This window comes from Methylobacterium sp. PvP105 (assembly GCF_017876975.1).
Taxonomy (GTDB): Bacteria; Pseudomonadota; Alphaproteobacteria; order Rhizobiales; family Beijerinckiaceae; genus Methylobacterium; species Methylobacterium radiotolerans.
Map to the genome: position 1 here is coordinate 303465 of NZ_JAGIPA010000005.1, position 19269 is coordinate 322733.

The 19269-nt window shown below is 72.6% G+C and carries 16 protein-coding genes; 13 read left to right on the plus strand and 3 right to left on the minus strand.

The genetic code is table 11. The features are described 5' to 3' along the window. Window positions 1-92: 92 nt before the first annotated feature. Together J3A75_RS34985 and J3A75_RS34990 are read left to right on the plus strand one after the other, a co-directional pair. Entirely contained in the window at window positions 93-2411 is a 2319-nt protein-coding gene (locus J3A75_RS34985; RefSeq protein WP_209651292.1) for a CHASE domain-containing protein, read from the plus strand. Between the two features lie 137 nt (window positions 2412-2548). Continuing rightward, complete coding sequence (locus tag J3A75_RS34990) at window positions 2549-4588, plus strand: YgiQ family radical SAM protein (RefSeq protein ID WP_209651293.1); 2040 nt, start codon at window positions 2549-2551, stop codon at window positions 4586-4588. Between the two features lie 138 nt (window positions 4589-4726). Here the strand turns inward: J3A75_RS34990 and J3A75_RS34995 are convergent, their stop codons facing one another. Further along, window positions 4727-5419 carry a winged helix-turn-helix transcriptional regulator gene (locus J3A75_RS34995; protein WP_029357827.1) on the minus strand — a complete coding sequence of 231 codons (693 nt, stop codon included), beginning with the start codon at window positions 5417-5419 and terminating at the stop codon, window positions 4727-4729. 99 nt (window positions 5420-5518) lie between these two features. On the opposite strand from J3A75_RS34995, the gene J3A75_RS35000 reads away from it, so the two are divergent. The 3 genes from J3A75_RS35000 to J3A75_RS35010 are packed head-to-tail and all read left to right on the plus strand — an operon-like array spanning window position 5519 to window position 7480. Continuing rightward, window positions 5519-6310 (plus strand): VOC family protein, encoded by a 792-nt coding sequence (locus J3A75_RS35000; protein WP_043074974.1) that lies wholly within the window; start codon window positions 5519-5521, stop codon window positions 6308-6310. Between the two features lie 11 nt (window positions 6311-6321). Next, window positions 6322-6822: a VOC family protein gene (locus J3A75_RS35005; protein WP_029357825.1), complete on the plus strand. Its 501-nt coding sequence runs from the start codon at window positions 6322-6324 to the stop codon at window positions 6820-6822. Continuing rightward, the gene (locus tag J3A75_RS35010) at window positions 6815-7480 is read left to right on the plus strand and encodes a dihydrofolate reductase family protein (protein ID WP_043074975.1); all 666 of its coding nucleotides are present in this window, start codon (window positions 6815-6817) and stop codon (window positions 7478-7480) included. The genes J3A75_RS35005 and J3A75_RS35010 overlap by 8 nt, the downstream gene beginning before the upstream one ends. Window positions 7481-7584: 104 nt before the next feature. Here J3A75_RS35010 and J3A75_RS35015 read toward each other — a convergent pair whose 3' ends face one another. Continuing rightward, window positions 7585-9375: a thiamine pyrophosphate-requiring protein gene (locus tag J3A75_RS35015; protein WP_012329930.1), complete on the minus strand. Its 1791-nt coding sequence runs from the start codon at window positions 9373-9375 to the stop codon at window positions 7585-7587. Between the two features lie 196 nt (window positions 9376-9571). Beyond that, window positions 9572-10516 (minus strand): SMP-30/gluconolactonase/LRE family protein, encoded by a 945-nt coding sequence (locus J3A75_RS35020; protein WP_127992982.1) that lies wholly within the window; start codon window positions 10514-10516, stop codon window positions 9572-9574. 298 nt (window positions 10517-10814) lie between these two features. Between J3A75_RS35020 and J3A75_RS35025 the strand changes: the two genes are divergently transcribed. From J3A75_RS35025 to coxB, 8 genes are read left to right on the plus strand one after another with little or no spacing between them, the layout of a single operon-like run. Continuing rightward, window positions 10815-11474: a cytochrome c3 family protein gene (locus tag J3A75_RS35025; protein ID WP_024827459.1), complete on the plus strand. Its 660-nt coding sequence runs from the start codon at window positions 10815-10817 to the stop codon at window positions 11472-11474. Further along, entirely contained in the window at window positions 11462-14257 is a 2796-nt protein-coding gene (locus J3A75_RS35030) for a 4Fe-4S dicluster domain-containing protein (protein WP_209651294.1), read from the plus strand. The genes J3A75_RS35025 and J3A75_RS35030 overlap by 13 nt, the downstream gene beginning before the upstream one ends. Then, window positions 14254-15612, plus strand: coding sequence for an NrfD/PsrC family molybdoenzyme membrane anchor subunit (nrfD, locus tag J3A75_RS35035; RefSeq protein ID WP_024827457.1), 1359 nt, complete (start codon window positions 14254-14256; stop codon window positions 15610-15612). Before J3A75_RS35030 ends, nrfD begins: the two co-directional genes overlap by 4 nt. After that, window positions 15609-16136 carry a DUF3341 domain-containing protein gene (locus J3A75_RS35040; RefSeq protein ID WP_116656538.1) on the plus strand — a complete coding sequence of 176 codons (528 nt, stop codon included), beginning with the start codon at window positions 15609-15611 and terminating at the stop codon, window positions 16134-16136. The genes nrfD and J3A75_RS35040 overlap by 4 nt, the downstream gene beginning before the upstream one ends. Beyond that, window positions 16133-16660, plus strand: coding sequence for a c-type cytochrome (locus J3A75_RS35045; RefSeq protein ID WP_029357819.1), 528 nt, complete (start codon window positions 16133-16135; stop codon window positions 16658-16660). Before J3A75_RS35040 ends, J3A75_RS35045 begins: the two co-directional genes overlap by 4 nt. Then, on the plus strand, window positions 16657-17622 hold the full coding sequence (locus J3A75_RS35050; protein ID WP_209651295.1) for a hypothetical protein: 966 nt from the start codon (window positions 16657-16659) through the stop codon (window positions 17620-17622). Before J3A75_RS35045 ends, J3A75_RS35050 begins: the two co-directional genes overlap by 4 nt. Continuing rightward, window positions 17615-18172 carry a hypothetical protein gene (locus J3A75_RS35055; RefSeq protein ID WP_209651296.1) on the plus strand — a complete coding sequence of 186 codons (558 nt, stop codon included), beginning with the start codon at window positions 17615-17617 and terminating at the stop codon, window positions 18170-18172. The genes J3A75_RS35050 and J3A75_RS35055 overlap by 8 nt, the downstream gene beginning before the upstream one ends. Then, window positions 18169-19251, plus strand: a complete 1083-nt coding sequence (coxB, locus tag J3A75_RS35060) for a cytochrome c oxidase subunit II (protein ID WP_043074979.1) — start codon at window positions 18169-18171, stop codon at window positions 19249-19251. Before J3A75_RS35055 ends, coxB begins: the two co-directional genes overlap by 4 nt. Window positions 19252-19269: the final 18 nt, after the last annotated feature.

Here is a 19269-nt window from a genome sequence, read left to right on the forward strand (position 1 = left end):
GCGCGCGAATCCGCCCCGGTGACGCCACCATGGGCTTGCATCCCGGCGCATGCCTGCTTTGACGGGCCGCTGTCGAAGTCCGGTCTCGCCCTTTGCCCCACCTCTCCTCATCGCAGGGTCCTGATGCGAGCGCGGCCCGCCGGGGGGCGGGCGCGGCGCGGTGGATCGCGCCCGCGATCCTGGCCGCCGGCCTGCTCGCGACCGGGGTCAGCACCGCCCTCACGTGGCAGGCGGCGGCGCTGCGCGAGCGCCTGACCTTCGAGCACGCCACCGAGATCGAGCTGCGCACCGTCGAGGACCAGTTCCGCACCTACACGGCCCTCCTGCGCGGCGCCGCCGGCCTGTTCGCCGCCGAGGACGACACCGTCACGCTGGCCCAGTTCCGGGCCTACGTGCAGCGGATCGAGCTGCAGCGCCTCTATCCCGGCTTCCTCGGCATCGGCTTCACGCCGACCCTGCCCGCCTCGGCGCGGGAGACCTTCGCCGCGCGCGCCGAGGCGCTGGGCGTCGAGAAGTTCCGGGTGCGGCCGCCCACCGACAACCCGATGATCAGCCCGGTCCTGTTCGCCGAGCCGCCGAACCCGCGCAACCTCGCCGCCATCGGCTACGACGTGATGTCCGACCCGGTGCGGCGCGACATGGTCGAGCGCGCCCGGGACACCGGCCGGCCGGCCGCCTCGGCGCGGATCCAGCTCGTGCAGGAGATCGACGCGAACAAGCAGGCGGGCTTCCTCGTGGCCATGCCGGTCTATGCCGGCGGCGCCGTGCCGCCCGACCTCGAAGACCGGCGCCGGCGCTTCCTGGGCTTCGTGTTCGGCGCCTTCCGGGCCGACGACCTGTTCAACAGCATCGTGGCGGCCGAGGCCGAGGAGGACGCGGCCTTCGCCATCTACGACGGCGCGCCGAGCGAGGCGAACCTGCTGCACCGGTCCGCGCGGGTCCCCGCCGCCGGGGCGGGGCGCCTGACCCGCGAGGCGCATCTCGAGCTCGGCGGCCGCACCTGGACCGTCGCGTTCGCGCAGCGCGTCTCGCCCCGGCGCGGCTCGGCGCTGCCGGAGATCTGGCTCGTCTGCGGCGGGGGCCTGTTCGCCACCGCGCTGCTGGCCCTCGCGGCCTACCGGCAGCGCCGCACGCAGGACGAGATCCGCCAGCTCAACGCGTCGCTGGAGGCCCGCGTCGAGGAGCGGACGCGCGATCTCCGGGCGGCGGCCGACCGTCTGCGGCAGGCCGGGGAGGAGCGGGCGCGCATGGAGGAGGCGCTGCGCCAGTCGCAGAAGATGGAGGCGGTGGGCCAGCTCACCGGCGGGCTGGCGCACGACTTCAACAACCTGCTGGCGGGCATCTCGGGCTCGCTGGAGCTCATCGAGGCCCGCATCGCCCAGGGCCGGTCGAAGGATGTCGGCAAGTACATCGCCGCCGCCCAGGGGGCCGCCCGGCGGGCCGCGGCCCTGACCCACCGCCTGCTCGCGTTCTCGCGCCGCCAGACGCTGGCGCCCAAGGCCATCGACGCCGACCGGCTCGTCCGCGGGATGCTCGACCTGATCCAGCGCACGGTCGGGCCGAGCGTCGAGGTGCGGCACGTCGGGGCGGACGGGCTCTGGACCGTCCTGGCGGACCCGTCCCAGCTGGAGAACGCGCTCCTGAACCTCTGCATCAACGCGCGGGACGCGATGCCGGAGGGCGGCCGGATCACCATCGAGACGGACAATTGCTGGATCGACCGGCAGCGGGCCGAGGCGCAGGACATGCCGGAGGGGCCGTACCTGTCGCTGTGCGTGTCGGATACCGGCACCGGCATGCCGCCGGCGGTCGTCGCCCGGGCGTTCGATCCGTTCTTCACCACCAAGCCGATGGGCGAGGGCACCGGCCTCGGCCTGTCGATGATCTACGGCTTCGCCAAGCAGTCGGGCGGACAGGTCCGGATCAACTCGACGGTCGGCCGGGGCACGAATGTGTGCATCTACCTGCCGCGGCATTTCGGCGAGGCGGACGCGGACGGGCCCGACCCGGGCAGAGGCCGGATGGCGCCGGCCGAGGCGGGCGAGACCGTGCTGATCGTGGACGACGAGCCGACGGTGCGCATGCTGGTGACGGACGTGCTGAGCGACCTCGGCTACACGGCGATCGAGGCGGCGGACGGCGCGGGCGGGCTCAGCGTGCTGCAGTCGGGCGCGCGGATCGACCTGCTCGTCACGGATGTCGGTCTGCCCGGCGGCATGAACGGGCGCCAGATGGCGGACGCCGCGCGCGTCGGCCGACCGGACCTGAAGGTGCTGTTCATCACCGGCTTCGCCGAGTCGGCGCTGCCGGGCGACGGGCGTCTCGAGCCCGGCATGGCTGTGCTGACCAAGCCGTTCGCCGTGGAGGCCCTGGCCGCCCGCATCCGCGAGATGATCGCGCGCGGAACCTGACTGGCCCTGGCGGCGGCCCGCGGGCGCTCCCGCCCTGCGCCGGATCGGCGCAGGGCGCCCTCCGGCGGCACGGCCGCGGCCATCGCCGCCCTGCCATTCGTTGAGATCGCGGCCCCGGAGGCCTATGCAGGGGCATCATGGAACTGCAAGCGACCGCCGACCGCCCCCTGGCGCCCCCCGTCCGCACGCCGTCGCCGCGCGGGCCTGCGGCGCCGTTCCTGCCGATGAGCCGCGCCGAGATGGCGGCCCTCGGGTGGGAGTCCTGCGACATCGTGCTGGTGACGGGTGACGCCTACGTGGACCACCCGAGCTTCGGCATGGCCATCATCGGCCGGCTGCTCGAGTCGCAGGGCTTCCGGGTCGGCATCATCGCGCAGCCCGACTGGCAGTCGGCGGAGCCGTTCAAGGCACTCGGCAAGCCGAACCTGTTCTTCGGCGTCACCGGCGGCAACCTCGATTCGATGGTGAACCGCTACACGGCGGACCGGCGGCTGCGCCACGACGACGCCTACACGGCCGGCGGCGAGGGCGGCCGGCGCCCGGACCGCTGCACCATCGTCTACACGCAGCGCTGCCGCGAGGCCTTCAAGGACGTGCCGGTCGTGCTCGGCGGCATCGAGGCGTCGCTGCGGCGCATCGCGCACTACGATTACTGGTCCGACAAGGTGCGCCGCTCGATCCTGGCGGACGCCAAGGCGGACCTGCTGATCTACGGCAACGCCGAGCGCGCCGTGGTCGAGGTGGCGAACCGCCTCGCGGCCGGCGAGGCGCCGCACCAGCTCGACGCGATCCGGGGCGTCGCCCTGTTCCGCCGCGTGCCCGCCCACTACACCGAGCTGCCCGCCGACGACCTCGACTCGACGGACGAGGCCGCGACCCGCCGGCCGGGCGAGACCGTGATCCGGCTGCCCGCCTACGAGCAGGTCAAGGACGACAAGGAGGCCTACGCCCGCGCCTCGCGCGTCCTGCACCGGGAGGCCAATCCCGGCAACGCGCGCCCCCTCGTCCAGCGCCACGGCGACCGCGACCTGTGGCTCAACCCGCCCCCGGTCCCGCTGACCAGCGACGAGATGGACGCGGTCTACGACCTCCCCTACGCCCGCGCGCCCCACCCGTCCTACGGCGACGCGAAGATTCCCGCCTGGGACATGATCAAGTTCTCGGTGACGATCATGCGCGGCTGCTTCGGCGGCTGCACCTTCTGCTCGATCACCGAGCACGAGGGCCGCGTCATCCAGAACCGCTCGGAGGGCTCGATCCTGCGCGAGATCGAGCGGATCCGCGACAAGACCCCGGGCTTCACGGGCGTGATCTCGGATGTCGGCGGCCCGACCGCCAACATGTACCGGATGGCCTGCAAGGACCCGAAGATCGAGGCGGCGTGCCGGCTGCCCTCCTGCGTCTTCCCGGACGTCTGCCCGAACCTGAACACGTCGCACGACGACCTGATCCGGCTCTACCGCAAGGTCCGCGAGGTGAAGGGCGTCAAGAAGGTGATGGTCGCCTCGGGCGTGCGCTACGACCTCGCGGTCAAAAGTCCCGAATACATCAAGGAGCTCGTCACCCACCACGTCGGCGGCCGCCTGAAGATCGCGCCCGAGCACACCGAGCGCGGCCCCCTCGACAAGATGATGAAGCCGGGGATCGGCACCTACGACCGCTTCAAGGAGATGTTCGACGCCGCCGCCAAGGAGGCGGGGAAGAAGTACTACCTGATCCCGTACTTCATCGCGGCGCATCCGGGCACGACCGACGAGGACATGATGCACCTCGCGCTCTGGCTCAAGAAGAACAACTACCGCGCCGACCAGGTCCAGACGTTCCTGCCCTCGCCGATGGCGACCGCCACGGCGATGTACCACACCGAGATCAACCCCCTGCGGGGCGTGCGCCGCGGCGGCAGCGAGCCGGTCGAGGCGATCAAGGGGCTGCGCCAGCGACGGCTGCACAAGGCGTTCCTGCGCTACCACGACCCCGAGAACTGGCCGCTGCTGCGCGAGGCCCTGCGGGAGATGGGCCGCGCCGATCTCATCGGGCCGCGGCCGGACCAGCTCGTGCCGTTCTCGCAGCCGCCGGGAACCGGGGCCGGCGCGGGCCGCTCGGGCGGCCAGCCGCGACCCGTGTACCGTCCGGGCGGTCAGCGCTTCACCACGAAGGGCGTGCCGCTGCGCAAGTGACGGGTCCGGCGCGTCGGGTCATGGTGAGCGCCGAACCGGCCCCGACCCGCGCTGGCCGGCGCCCCTGAGCGCGGCCCGGTGCGATCCCGGGCTGGTCCGCCCGTTCGAGGAGGCCGTCGCGCCCGCGCGACGGGCGCCTCAGCCCGCCTTGGCCGGCAGGGTGAAGAGGTCGATGAAGGACCGCGCCAGGTCGACCGCCCCCGCGACGGCGAGCGTGCCGCCGGCGCCGTCCCGGTCCAGGGGCGCCTTGCCGTAGATCGTGCGGCGCAGCGCCAGCGTGTCGCCGGTGAAGGCGAGGTCGGGCGCCTCCGCGACGCCCCGGCGCACGCGGATCTCGCCGCCGGCGACCGTCGCGACGAAATCCTCGCCGGGGAAGTGGAACGCGACCGTCGCCGACAGCGCCGCCGCGCGCCCGCGATCGACCAGGGCCTGGAGCGACATCATGGCCGAGGCCGCCGACATGAACAGGCTCGGGTCGTGCCGCGGCGAGCGGGCGGCCCAGCGGCCCAGGTCGCGCATCAGGGGCGCGGCGTCGCGGCCCCAGTCGGTGAGATCGTAGACCTGCACGTTGGCCGGCGACGGCAGCCGGTAGCGCAGGACGATGCCCGCAGCCTCCAGGCTCTCGAGCCGCTGCGTCAGCACGTTCGCGCTGATCCCCGGCAGGTTCGCCCGGATCTCGCCGAAGCGGCGCGGGCCGTAGACCAGTTCGCGCATGATCAGCAGCGACCAGCGCTCGCCGATGAACTCCAGCGCGAGGGCCGTGCCGCAGGCGTCGTCGTAGACGCGCTCGCGCGGCCCGGACGCCGAAACAGTTACTTTTTCTGACTTCATGGTTGCTTTGTGTAACCGAGAGTGCGAGCCTGGGCAAAGCGGGGCCGGAGGGGGCGCCGCGGAGCGGCCGTAGCGCCGATTGTCACGGAGGAGCGCCCGATGCCACCCGCCGAGGGGACACCCATCTGGTTCGAGCTGAACGGAACCGACCCGGACGCCGCACAGGCCTTCTACGAGGCGGTCGCGGGCTGGCGCGTCGCGCCGTCGCCGATGCCCGAGCACGGCGGCTACCGGATCGCGGAGGCCGACGGGGTGCCCGTGGCCGGGATCCGCCGGTCGATGCCCGAGGCGCCCGGCCTTCCCGGCTGGGCGATCTACCTCGCGACGCGGGACGTCGACGCCGTGGCGGCCCGCGCGGTCGAACTCGGTGGCGCGGTCCCGTTCGGACCCGTCGACATCCCCCATGTCGGCCGCTTCGCCATGGTGAGCGACCCGCAGGGCGTGATCTTCGCCGTGATGGATCCGGCCAATCCCGGCGCGAGCCGGGCCTTCGGGCCGGTACCCCTCGGCACGGAGCGGACCCGCGGCCACGGCGTCTGGATCGAGCTCGCCACTCCCGATCCCGCGGCGGCCCTCGCCTTCTACGGCGCGCTCTTCGGCTGGGAGAAGCTCGGGGCCATGCCGATGGGCGACATGGGCGAGTACGCCTTCATCGGGCGGGGCGACCTGCGCCCCGGCGCGGTGATGTCGAGCGCGGCCACCGGCACGCCGGCCCGGTGGAACTGGTACGTCCACGTGGCCGACATCGACGGCGCGCTCGCGACTGTCCGGGATCTGGGCGGCACGGTCCTCCAGGGGCCGGACCCGATCCCCGGTGGCAGCTACGCGGCCAACATCGCCGATCCCGCGGGCAACCGGCTCGGCCTCGCCGGCCCGCGGCACGCGTCGTGAGGGAGGCGGCGATGGCGAGCGACACGCTGACGACCTGCCTGTGGTTCGACCACGGCGAAGCCCGCAGGGCCGCGGAATTCTACGCCGCGACCTTCCCCGACAGCCATGTCGGCGCCCCCATGAACGCCCCATCGGATTTCCCCGGCGGGTCCGCGGGCGACGAACTCACGGTCGCGTTCACGGTGCTCGGCCGGCCGTTCATCGGCCTGAATGGCGGCCCCGCCTTCCGGGCCAATCAGGCGGTCAGCTTCATGGTGCTGACCGAGGATCAGGCAGAGACCGACCGGTACTGGGACGCCATCGTGGGCCACGGCGGTGCGGAGAGCCAGTGCGGCTGGTGCACGGACCGTTGGGGCTTCTCCTGGCAGATCACCCCGCGCGCGCTCCTGCGCGCCAACAGCCACCCCGACAGGGAAGCGGCCCGGCGCGCGTTCGAGGCCATGATGACCATGCGCCGGATCGACATCGCCCGGATCGAGGCCGCCATCCGCGGAGACTCGGCCCATGCGTGAGATCACCGGCTCCCTCTTCCAGTCCCTCGACGGGGTGATCCAGGCGCCGGGCGGACCGGAGGAGGATCAGACCGGCTTCGCGCACGGCGGCTGGACCTTCCCGTACTTCGACGCATCCCTCGCCGCGCCGATGGGCAAGCTGCTCGGAGGCGCTTACGAGCTGCTTCTCGGTCGACGGACCTACGAGATCTTCGCCGCCTACTGGCCGCACAACGCCGATCAGCCCATCGGCAAGACCTTCAACGCGATCCGCAAGCATGTCGTGACCGCGTCCGACGGGGCGCTCGGCTGGAACAACAGCTTCCGGCTCGCTGGCGATCCTGTCGCGGCGATCTCCCGCCTCAAGGAGAGCGACGGGCCCGACCTCCTGATCCAGGGCAGCAGCATGCTCTACCCGGCGCTGCTCCCGGCGGGCCTCATCGACCGGATGGTCCTGATCACCTTCCCGGTCATGCTCGGTCGCGGCAAGCGCTGGTACGCGGACGACCCGTCGGCGGCCCGCACCTGGACGCTGGTCGAGCAGACCCACTCGCCGAAGGGTGTCCACGTCGCGATGCTCGCGCGGGACGGGGCGGTTCGGACCGGCAGTTTCGCCACCAAACCCCCGAGCGCGGACGAGCGCGCGCTCCGCCAGCGCCAGGCGGCGGGTCGCTGGTAGGCAGGCGCCCAGCAGGCCGCCGAGTGAGATCCGGAGGCTCACCGTTCGGCCGGACCAGGATCCGGCGGACCCTGACCACGCATGATCGGAACCGGGTCCCGGCCCTACTTCCTGTCGCCGGGCAGGACCGAGCTCAGCACCTGCCGGGCGGTGTCGGCGAGCAGGTGACGCTCCTTGGGGTCGCCCTTGCCGAGCATCGACATGAAGTTCTTCACCTGGTCCAGCGTGAAGAAGGGCGGCAGCGGCGGCACCTCGGGATCCGTCTTGACCTCCAGCACCACCGGCACCGGGCTCGCCAGCGCCTCGTCCCAGGCCGGGCCGACCCGGGCGGGATCGTCCACGTAGATGCCTTTCAGGCCGATCAGTTCGGCGAACTTGTGATAGGGCACGTTCGGGATGGTCTGGCTCGCCTCGAACTTCGGGTTGCCCTCCATCACCCGCTGTTCCCAGGTGACCTGATTCAGGTCCTCGTTGTTGAACACGCAGCAGATCCAGGTCTTGTTGGACCAGCGGTGCCTGTACTTCGCCACCGTGATCAGCTCGGCCATGTTGTTCATCTGCATGGCGCCGTCGCCGACCAGCGCGATCACCGGCCGGTCAGGATGGGCGACCTTGGCGGCGATGGCGTAGGGCACCGCCGCGCCCATGGAGGCGAGGCCGCCCGAGAGCGAGCACATCTGGCCGCGACGCATCTTCAGGTCGCGGGCGTACCAGTTGGCGCAGGAGCCGGAATCCGACGTGACGATCACCCGCTCGGGCAGGCGCGGCGAGAGCTCCCAGGTGACGCGCTGCGGGTTCACCGGGTCGGCCTTGGCCATGGCCCGATCCTCGGCCTCCTTCCACCAGGAGGCGACGCCCTTCTCGATGCCGGCGCGCCAAGCGCCGCCTTCCTTCTTCTGCTCCAGGAGCGGCAGCAGGGCGGTGAGGGTCTCGGCCGACTCGCCGCAGAGCGGCACCTCCATCGGATAGCGCAGCGACAGCATCTCAGGGGCTATGTCGATCTGCACGCCGCGGGCCTGCCCCTCCTCGGGCAGGAACTCGGCCCAGGGGAAGCCCGAGCCGATCATCAGCAGCGTGTCGCATTCGGCCATCATGTCGGAGGAGGGCTTGGAGCCGAGGAGCCCGATCGTGCCGGTGACGAAGGGCAGGTCGTCCGGCAGCGCCGCCTTGCCGAGCAGCGCCTTGGCCACGCCGGCCTGGAGCTTGTTGGCCACCGCGATCACCTCGTCGGTGGCGTGCAGCGCGCCCGCGCCCACGAGGATCGCGACCTTCTTGCCGGCATTGAGCACGTCGGCGGCCCGGCGCAGATCGGCGTCGAAGGGCACGACCCGCGGCATCGTGTAGCCGACGCCCGAGAAGGTGTTGCCGTGCTTGCGCACCGGCGCCTCGTAGGGGACGTCCTGCAGGTCGTTGGGCAGGATGATCGCCGCGACCTTCCGCTCGGCCTTGGCGATGCGCATGGCGCGGTCGACGATGTGGCGGACCGAGGCCGGGCTCGCCGCCTGCTGCACGTAGGCGGCGACGTCCTTGTAGACGCTCGTGAGGTCGAGCTCCTGCTGGTAATGCGCCCCGTTGACGTTGCGCGCCTGCTGGCCGGCGATGGCGAGCAGGGGGACGTGGTCCGAATAGGCGTCGTACATGCCGGTGAGCAGGTGCGTCGCGCCGGGGCCGGACGTGGCGAGGCACACGCCGACCTCGCCGGTGAACTTGGCGTAGGCGGTGGCCATGAACGCCGCCATCTCCTCGTGGCGGACCTGGATGAACTCGAAGGGCAGGTCGTTGCGCTGGAGCGCGCCGAGGAGCCCGTTGATCCCGTCCCCGGGGTAGCCGAAGATCGTCTTGACGCCCCATTCGGCGAGGCGCTTCCAGAAGAAGTCGGCGACGGCGTCGGCCATGGGGGTGCTCCTCGATCCCGCGCGGCCGCGCGTCCCTGCGGAGGGGGGCGCGCCTCGGTACCTGCGCCGGGATTCCTGACTCGGCGCGCTGCGTCGCGCCCTGTGTCACGGGCTAACCGGCGGTCGCCGGGGGCGTTCCTGCCGGATGCGCGGGCGTTCTGACGTTCCCGTGAGGTGGCCGCGACGCGCGGCGCCCTCACCCGCCGGCCAGGTCGATGGCGTAGAGGTGCTCCTTCGCGGTGATGAACAGGCGCCGCTCGTCCGGGCCGAAACAGCAATTCGAGCAGGCCTGCGGCGTCGGGATCAGTCCGAGACGATGGCCCTCGGCCGAGAAGACCTGCACCCCGGCCCCCGAACTCGTCCAGACCCAGCCGCGGCGATCGACGCGGAGCCCGTCCGGCACGCCGGGCTCGACCTGGGCGAGGACGCGCCGCTCGCCGAGGTCTCCGTCGGGCCGCAGGGGATAGGCGTAGATCGTGTGCCCGTCCCCGCCCTCCGTGCGCGAGGTGTCGCTGACGTAGAGGATGCGGCCGTCCGGCGAGAAGGCGAGCCCGTTCGGCTGGCCGAGGTCGGCCATGCGCCGCAGGCTGCCGTCGGCGGGGTCGAAGCGGTAGACGCTGTGATGGCCGAGTTCCGACTCGTCGAGCACGCCCTGTTTGGGCTGCCGCAGGCCGTAGGCGGGATCGCTGAACCACAGGGCGCCGTCGGCGGCGCAGGCCACGTCGTTCGGGGCGTTGAAGCGGCGGCCCGCGTAGGTCTCGACCAACGGCGTGGTGCGCCCGTCGGGCGTGGTGCGCGACAGGCGGCGGTTGCCGTGCTCGCAATGGATCAGGTTGCCGTCCCCATCGACGGTGTTGCCGTTGATGAACGGCGTGGCGTCGATCACCACGCGGACGCAGCCGTCCGGATGCCAGCCCAGCACCCGGCGGCCCTCGATGTCCGACCAGACCAGGATGTCCCGCGCGGGCCACCACGTCGGGCCCTCGCTGAACGTCGCCTGATCGTAGAGCGAGACGAGGCGGGCGTGGTGGGGCACCACCGCAGAGAAGCGCGGATCGGAGGCCCGCGGGGGATCGACGTGCGGCACGGGCGCGGGCGGGCCGGGTCGACGCAGGAGGTTCGATGCGGCTTCGGCGTTCATGACACTCCGGCGAAAGGCCTGTCGGGGACCGGATCTCGGCGGCCCTCGAGAAAACAATCGCCTTCGTCAGATGTCGTTCGCTCGACCCGGGTGTCGGCGGACCCGACCGATCGGTCCGACCGGAGGCGGCCTCTGCGCGCGTCGACCCAGCCGAGCCCGTCTTGCCCGAACGCCTGCCGCCCGAGATCGAGCCCGCGTTCTCCGACGAGACAAACATAGATCGAGGCCAGGCCCGCCGGCCTCCCCTAGACCTCGACCGACCGACGGATCCGATGTCTCGCGGAGGCGGACGCGCGGAATGGTGCAGATCTTCCGACCGGGCGCCGACGCCGTCGCCCGCTTGGTCCTCGTGTCCCTCGCCGCCGCGCCGGTCTTCGGGGTGGGCCTCGCCTACGCCTACTGGCGCTCGCCCTACGCCACCCAGCAGGACGTGACCCGCGAGCAGCCGGTGCCGTTCAGCCACGAACACCACGTGGGCGGCCTCGGGATCGATTGCCGCTACTGCCACACCTCCGTGGAGAAGGCCGCCTTCCCGGGCATCCCGCCGACCGAGACCTGCATGAGCTGCCACTCGCAGATCTGGACCAACGCGCCGATGCTCGCCCCCGTGCGCACCAGCCTCGCCGAGGGGCGCCCCCTCGAATGGCGCAAGGTCCACACCCTGCCGCACTACGTCTACTTCAACCACGCGGTGCATGTGGCGAAGGGCGTCGGCTGCACCACCTGCCACGGGCCGATCCAGACCATGAAGCTCGTGCGGCAGGTGGCACCGCTCACCATGGGCTGGTGCCTCGACTGCCACCGGAACCCGGGCCCCAACCTGCGCCCCCGCGAGGCGGTGTTCGACGTGACGTGGACGCCGCCGCCCGATCAGAAGGCCGCGGGGGCGCGGCTCGCCGAGGCCTATCACGTCAAGTCGCCGGACCGGCTCAGCGAGTGCTCCATATGCCACCGCTGACCCCGCCGACCCGCCGCACGGCCCTGGGCCTGCTCTCCGCCGGCATCGCGGCGGGGCTCGGCGCCTGCGCGAAACCCTCCGAGGAGCTGGTGCCCTACGTGGTCCAGCCGGAGCGGCTGCTGCCGGGCGTGCCGGTCCGCTACGCCACCGCGCTCTCCCTCGGCGGCTGGGCGCGGGGCGTTCACGCCATCGCGGTGGACGGGCGGCCGATCAAGATCGAGGGCAACCCGCTCCATCCCGCCAGCCTCGGCGCCACCGACGTCTTCGCGGAAGCCGCGATCCTCGACCTCTACGATCCCGACCGCTCCCGCACCGTGACCGAGCGGGAGACCGGCATCGCCTCGTGGGACATGGCCGAGCGGGCCCTGGCCGCGCCCCTGGCGCAGGCGCGCCGGGAGAATGGCAGGGGGCTGCGCCTGCTCACCGGACGCGTCACCTCGCCGACCCTGGCCCGCCAGATCGCGGCCCTGCTGGCGGCGCTGCCGGAGGCGCGCTGGCACGTCCACGAGCCCCTGGACGACACGGCGGCCCTGCGCGGCGCCGATCTCGCGTTCGGCCGCCGCTACCGGACGCTGTCCGATCCCGGCCGGGCCGAGACGATCCTCTGCGTCGGCGCCGACCCGCTCGGGCCCGGGCCGGACCAGATCCGCTTCAGCCGCGCCTTCATGGAGCGCCGCCGGGATCCAGCGCGGTTCGGGCGGCTCTACGTGGCCGAGACCGCGCTGACCCAGAGCGGCATCAAGGCCGATGCCCGCCACGCCCTGTCGCCCCGCGACGCGGGAGGATTGCTCGCCGCGATCGCCAACGGGCTGGGCGCGGGGCTCCCCGTGCCCGATCTGCCGCCGGAGACGGCGCGGTTCGCCGACGCGGTGGCGGCGGACCTGACGCGGGCGGAGGGCCGCGCCCTGGTCCTCGTGGGCGGCGCCCTCGCGCCGGAGCTTCACGCCCTCGGCCACTGGATCAACGGGCGGCTCGAGGCACCCGTCGCCTATCTGCCGCCGGAGGAGGCGGCGCCCGCCGATCTCGCCGCCCTGGCGGCGGATCTCGATCGGGGCGCGGTCACCTGCCTCGCGATCCTCGGCTGCAACCCGGTCCACACGGCGCCCGCCGACCTCGCCCTGGCCGAGCGGATCGGCCGGGCCGGCTTCTCGGTCCATGCCGGGACACACGGCGACGAGACCGCCGGCGTCACACACTGGCACCTGCCGCTGGCGCACGAGCTCGAGAGCTGGTCGGACCTGCGCGCGCCGGACGGCACGGCGAGCCTCGTCCAGCCGCTGGTGCGGCCCCTCTACGGCGGGCGCTCGGTCCACGAGATCCTGGCGCTCCTCGCCGGAGAAGCCGCCACCGCCGGCTACGACCTCGTGCGCGCGACGTGGCGCGACCGGGGCGGGGACGATTTCGAGGGCTGGTGGCGCCGGGCCCTGCACGACGGCGTGATCCCCGCCAGCGCGGCCCTGTCGGTCGCCCCCGGCGCGGCGCGGCTCCCGACCCTGCCGGCGCGCCGGCCCGTCACCGGCCTCGCAGTCGAATTGCGAGCGGATCCCTGCCTCTACGACGGCCGCTACGCCAACAATGCATGGCTGCAGGAATGCCCGAAGCCGGTCTCGAAGCAGGTCTGGGGCAACGCGCTCGCCCTCTCGGTGGCGGAGGCCGCCCGTCGCGGTCTCGCGGCCGGCGACGTGGTGCGCCTCGGGATGGACGGCCGGACCATCGAGGCGCTGGTCGCGGTCGAATCCGGCGTCGCCGAGGGGGCCGGCGCCCTGACGCTCGGCTACGGGCGCCCCCGCGCCGGAGCGATCGGCAACGGCATCGGCACGGACGGCTATCGCCTCGCCACGGCGGCGTCGCCGCGCCTGCTGGCGGGCGTCAGCGTCGAACAGCTCGACCGCCCGGGCGAGGTGCTGCGCACCCAGAATTACACGCAGATCGAGGGCGAGACCCGGAAGCTCTTCCGCCAGATCGCGCTGGCGGACCTGAAGGACACAGAGCCCGAGGGCATCGGCGACGACCGGCCGACCCTGCTCACCCCCTGGACAGGCGACGCGGACGGCCATGCCTGGGCGATGGTGATCGACACCCACGCCTGCATCGGCTGCAACGCCTGCGTCGTCGCCTGCCAGTCCGAGAACAACGTGCCCGTCGTCGGGCCGGAGGAGATCGCCCGGGGCCGGATGATGCACTGGCTGAGGGTCGACCTCTACGATTCCGGGACGCCCGAGGCGGTGAATGCCGGCTTCCAGCCGGTGCCGTGCATGCATTGCGAGCACGCGCCCTGCGAGCCGGTCTGCCCGGTGGCGGCCTCGGTCCATGACGGCGAGGGGTTGAACCTCCAAGTCTACAACCGCTGTGTCGGGACGCGCTTCTGCGAGGCGAACTGCCCCTACAAGGTCCGGCGCTTCAATTTCTTCGGCTACGCCGACGGCCAGCCCTACGCGACCATGGGCGTCGAGAGCGTCAAGGCGCAGCGCAACCCGAACGTCACGGTCCGCGCCCGGGGGGTGATGGAGAAGTGCACCTACTGCGTCCAGCGGATTGCCAACGCGCGCCAGGACGCCGCGCGCGACGGGCGGCCGATGGGGGCCGTCGCCACCGCGTGTCAGTCCGCCTGCCCGACCCGCGCGATCACCTTCGGCGACCTCGCTCGGCCCGGCGACCCGGTCCTGGGCCTGCGGCAGGATCCACGGCACTACGCCCTGCTGGAGGAGCTGAATACGCGCCCCCGCACCACCTACCTCGCGGATCTCCGCGCCCCGAACCCCGACCTCAGGGGCCGGACATGAGCGGCGACCCGCAGGCCCATCGCTGGATCGCCCCGGCGCAGCTCAGCCACGGCGCGATCTCGGCGGCGATCGCCGACCCGATCCAGAAACGGGGACCGGGCCGGCTCTGGGTCTACGCCCTGCTGGCGACCCTGCCCTTCGTGCTGGTGACGCTCGGCGCCGTCGGCGCGGTGCTCACCGTGGGGATCGGCCTGTCGGGGGTGAACACCACCGTCGTCTGGGGCTTCTCCATCGCCAACTACGTGTGGTGGATCGGCATCGGCAATGCCGGGACGCTGATCTCGTCGATGCTGCTGCTCACGCGCCAGCGCTGGCGCGCCTCGATCAACCGCTTCGCCGAGGCGATGACCCTGTTCGCCGCCGGGATCGCCGGCATCTTCCCGATCATCCATCTCGGGCGGCCGCTCTACGCCTACTGGCTGGCGCCCTACCCCAACACCATGGATCTCTGGCCGCAATGGCGCTCGGCGCTGGTGTGGGATTTCTGGGCGATCCTCAGCTACATCCTGTTCTCGGCCCTGTTCTGGTTCACCGGCCTGCTGCCCGACCTCGCGACGATGCGCGACCGGGCCACGACCCGGCGGGGCCAGGTGATCTACGGCGCCCTGGCGCTCGGCTGGCGCAACTCCGCCCGGCACTGGCAGGTCTACGAGACCTTCCACAAGACCATGGCGGCGCTGGCCGTTCCGCTGGTCTGCTCGGTGCACTCGATCGTCGGCCTCGACTTCGCCGCGAGCCTCATGCCCGGCTGGCAGGAGAGCATCTTCCCACCCTACTTCGTCGTCGGTGCCATGTATTCGGGCTTCGCGATGGTCGTGATGATCGCGATCTTCGTCCGCTGGGGCCTGAACCTCCAGGCGGTGATCACGCCGGCCCATTTCGACGTCATGGGCAAGGTCATGCTCTTCGCCAGCGTGGTGATGACCCTGTCGTACGCCACCGAATGGTTCACCGCCTGGTACGGGGGCGAGCATCCCGACCGGGACGTCGTGCGCTACTTCTTCGCGGGTGATTACCGCTGGCTGTACTACGCCCTGATCGCCTGCAACTGCGTCGTGCCGCAGGCCCTGTGGTTCCCGTTCGCGCGCCGCAACCTCTGGGTGCTCGCGGGGATCGCGGTCGTGATCAATGTCGGGATGTGGTTCGAGCGCATCCTGATCGTGTGGAACACGCTCTCGCACGGCCACGCGATGAGCCTGTGGCGCACCTACCATACGAGTCTCTACGACCTCGCGATCCTGTTCGGGCCCCTCGGCCTGTTCGTGCTCGGCTTCCTGGTGCTGGTTCGGATCTTCCCCGCGGTCTCGATGCACGAGGTCCGGCAGCTCAGCCACGAGGCGGGAGCCGCCGCATGAGTGCCTCCAGCAGCGCGCCGCTCCTCGCCGAGTTCGAGACCCCCGACGCCCTGGTGCGGGCCCTGCGCCTCGTGCGCGGCGACGGCCACCGGCCGCTGGACGCCTACACGCCCTTCCCGCTGGAGGAGCTGTCCGGCGCGCTCCCGCCCGCGCGCAACCCCGTGCGGTTCGTGATGGCCGTGGCGGGGTTCGGCGCGGCGGCCGCGATGTACGGGCTGCAATGGTACAGCGCGGTCGTGGATTACCCGCTGAATTCCGGCGGCCGGCCGCTCCATTCGTGGCCGGTCTTCACCCTGGTGCCGTTCGAGTTCGGAGTGCTGGCGGCGGCCGTCGCGGGCTTCGCCGCGATGCTCTGGGCCTGCGGCCTGCCGCGGCTCAACCACCCGGTCCACGACATGCCGCAGTTCGAGCGGGCGAGCCAGGACCGCTTCCTGCTCCTCGTCGCGCCGAAAGCCGAGCCCGCAGCGCTGCGGCTGCGGCTGGAGGAGGCCGGCGCGGTCCTCGTGTCCGAGTTGCGGGCATGAGGACCGCCCTCCTCCTCGCCGCCTTGCCGGCCCTGTGCCTCGCGGCCTGCGACGACCAGTCGATGCGGGTGCAGAACCGCTACGAAGTCTACGGCAAGGCGCCGCTCTTTCCCGGGGGCGCCGAGGCGCAGACGCCGCCCGATGGAACGGTGGCTCAGGGTGACCTCGCCGTCGCGGACGGTCTCGCCACGCCGCCGCATCTCGACGCGGCCCTGCTGGCCCGGGGCCGGGAGCGCTACGAGGCGATCTGCACCCCCTGCCACGGCTATACCGGCGCGGGCGACGGCATGGTCGTGCAGCGGGGCTTTCCGCCGCCGCCCTCCTACCAGGAGGATCGCCTGCGCGCGGCGCCCGCCCGGTACTTCGTGGACGTGATCACCCGAGGCTACGGGGTGATGTACCCCTACGCCAACCGCGTGGAGCCCCGCGACCGCTGGGCGATCGCCGCCTACATCCGCGCGCTGCAGCTCTCCCAGGGAGCCCGCGTCGCGGCGGTGCCGGGCCTCGCGGAGCACCTGCCATGATGGACGCCCTCGCCCGGGGCTGGCTCGTCGCGTGGCTCGTCTGGAGTGCGGTGCCGGTGGGCAGCCTCGTCCTGATGCTGATCCACGGCGTGACCGGCGGACGCTGGGGCGAGGCCCTGGCCCCCGCCCTGCGCCCGGCCGCCGCCCTGGTGCCGCTCGCCGGCCTGGCCTTCCTCGGCGTCGCGCTCGGCCTGCCCGCCCTCTATCCCTGGGCGGCCGAGGCAGGGAGGGTGAAGCCGGACGTCGCCCGGCTCTATCTCGATCCGGCCCTGTTCGACCTGCGGGCGACGCTCGCGCTCGCCGGCTGGTCGGCCCTCGCCCTCCTCTACCTCGCCGGGCGCTGCGGGCCGCTGGTCGCGGCTCTGGGCCTGAGCTTCTACGGGCTCACGATCAGCCTCGTGGCCGTGGACTGGATCCTCTCGGTCGAGCCGCATTTCACCTCGTCCGCCTTCGCGGCGGGGATCGCCCTGCACCAGATCCTGGCGGGCCTCGCCTGGGCCGCTGTCGCGAGCCCGCCGGGGCTCGACGAGGCCCGCGCCGCGGACCTCGCCGGGCTGATCCTCGCGAGCCTGCTCGGCGTCCTCTACCTCGGCCTGATGTCCTACATCGTCGCGTGGTACGGCGACCTGCCCGCCAAGGCGGCGTGGTACCTGACGCGCGGCACCGGGGCCTGGGTCGCCGTGCTCGCCGCCGCCGTCGCGCTCGGCGGGATCCTCCCCTTCGCGGCCCTGCTCTTCGCGAGGCTGCGCCGGAGCGCCGCCGCCCTGCGGGTCGTCGGGCTCCTCGTGCTGGTCGGAATCGCCCTGCACCTCGCGTGGTACGTGCTCCCGGCCTACGGCGCGGATGCGGGGCTCGCCGCCCTCTTCGCCGTGCCGGGCCTCGCCCTGCTCGCCTCCGCCTCGCGGCCGGTCGGCCGCCGCGTCGCCCGCATCCGCGCCGCCGGGAGGCCGCGCCATGTCTGACCGAGCGCCTGACCGAGCGCCTGACCGAGCATCCGACCGACCGGTGCCTCCGGCCGAGGGCCAGCTCCACACCGGCGTCCACGACGACGCGGTCGGCCATGCCCGCCCCGGCACGGAGGCGCCCGTCCTGGCCCTGCGCCCGGTGCTGCTGACCGGCCTGTTCATCGTGGTCTTCGTGGGCGCGACGCTGGCGGGCCTGCGCGTCTACTACACCCGCACCGTGTCCCTGCCGCTGATGCGGCCGCCGCGCGATGTCCCCGAGCCCCGCCTCCAGCGTGCCCCGGCGCGCGACCTCGACGCCTTCCTGAGGGAGCAGAAGGCGCGGCTCACGGGCTATGCCTGGATCGACCGCGAGAAGGGCATCGCCCGCATGCCGGTCGACGCGGCGATGGCCCGCCTCGCAGCGCAGGGCGATGCCGGCTTCGCCGCGCCCCTCCAGCCCGAGCGGGTGCCCCCTCTCGGCAGCCGGGGCGGCGCCTCGGGCGCCCTGCCCTCCCCCGACGGGCAGCCCGGCAGCGCGCAGCGCGCCGCCTCCGAGGGGGAGCGCTGATGGAATCCCTCCTGCCCGCTTGGCTGATGCCGGTGGCGGCCTCGACGCAGGCCGCCAAGGTCGACCGGATCTTCATCGGCCTCACGATCATCTCCGCGCTGATCGTGCTCCTCGTGGTCGGCCTCGTGGTGACCTTCGCGATCCGCTACCGGCGGGGGTCGAAGGCCGACCGCGGGCCGCTGCCGGAAGTGGTCTCCCGCGAGTTCGAGATCGGCTGGACCGCCGCCACGCTGTTCGTGTTCGTCTTCATCTTCTGGTGGGCTGCGTCGGCCGAGATCACCGCCTTCTCGCCGCCCAAGGACGCGCTCGAGGTCCACATCGTCGGCAAGCAGTGGATGTGGAAGGCGCAGAGCGCCAACGGCGCCCGCGAGATCAACGAGCTGCACGTGCCGGTGAACGCGCCGGTGCGCCTCGTCCTGACCTCGCAGGACGTGATCCACTCCTTCTACATCCCGGCCTTCCGGCTGAAGCGCGACGCGGTGCCCGATCAGACGACCGAGGCGTGGTTCCAGGCCACCAAGACCGGCACGTTCCAGCTGATGTGCACCGAATATTGCGGCACCGACCACGCCCGGATGCTCGGCCGGGTGATCGTGATGGAGCCGCAGGACTACGCGTCCTGGCTCTCGGCCCAGCCGGAGGGCGACGACCTCGCCCACCAGGGCGAGCGCCTGTTCTCGGCCCGGGGCTGCTCGGGCTGCCACGCCCCGGGCTCGTCGGTCCACGCCCCGAGCCTCGCCGGCATCTGGGGGCAGGCGGTGCAGCTCGCGGGAGACAAGCGCGCGACGGTCGACGCGGCCTATATCCGCGACTCGATCCTCCAGCCGGCCCGGGACATCGTGGCGGGCTACGCGCCGGTCATGCCGAGCTACGCCGGCCTGCTGTCGGACGGGGAGATCCAGGAGCTCACCGCCTATATCCGCTCGCTGGGCGCGGGCCCGCGGGTGATCCGCACGCCCGGCCTGCCGCCCCTGTCGTCGCGGGTTCCGGGCACCGCGCCCGCCCGCAGCCCCGCCATGGTGCCGGGCGCCCCCGTCTCCGACACCCCGGCCCCCGCCGGACCGGCGGTGCGGCCGTGACCCCGTCCCGGCGACCAG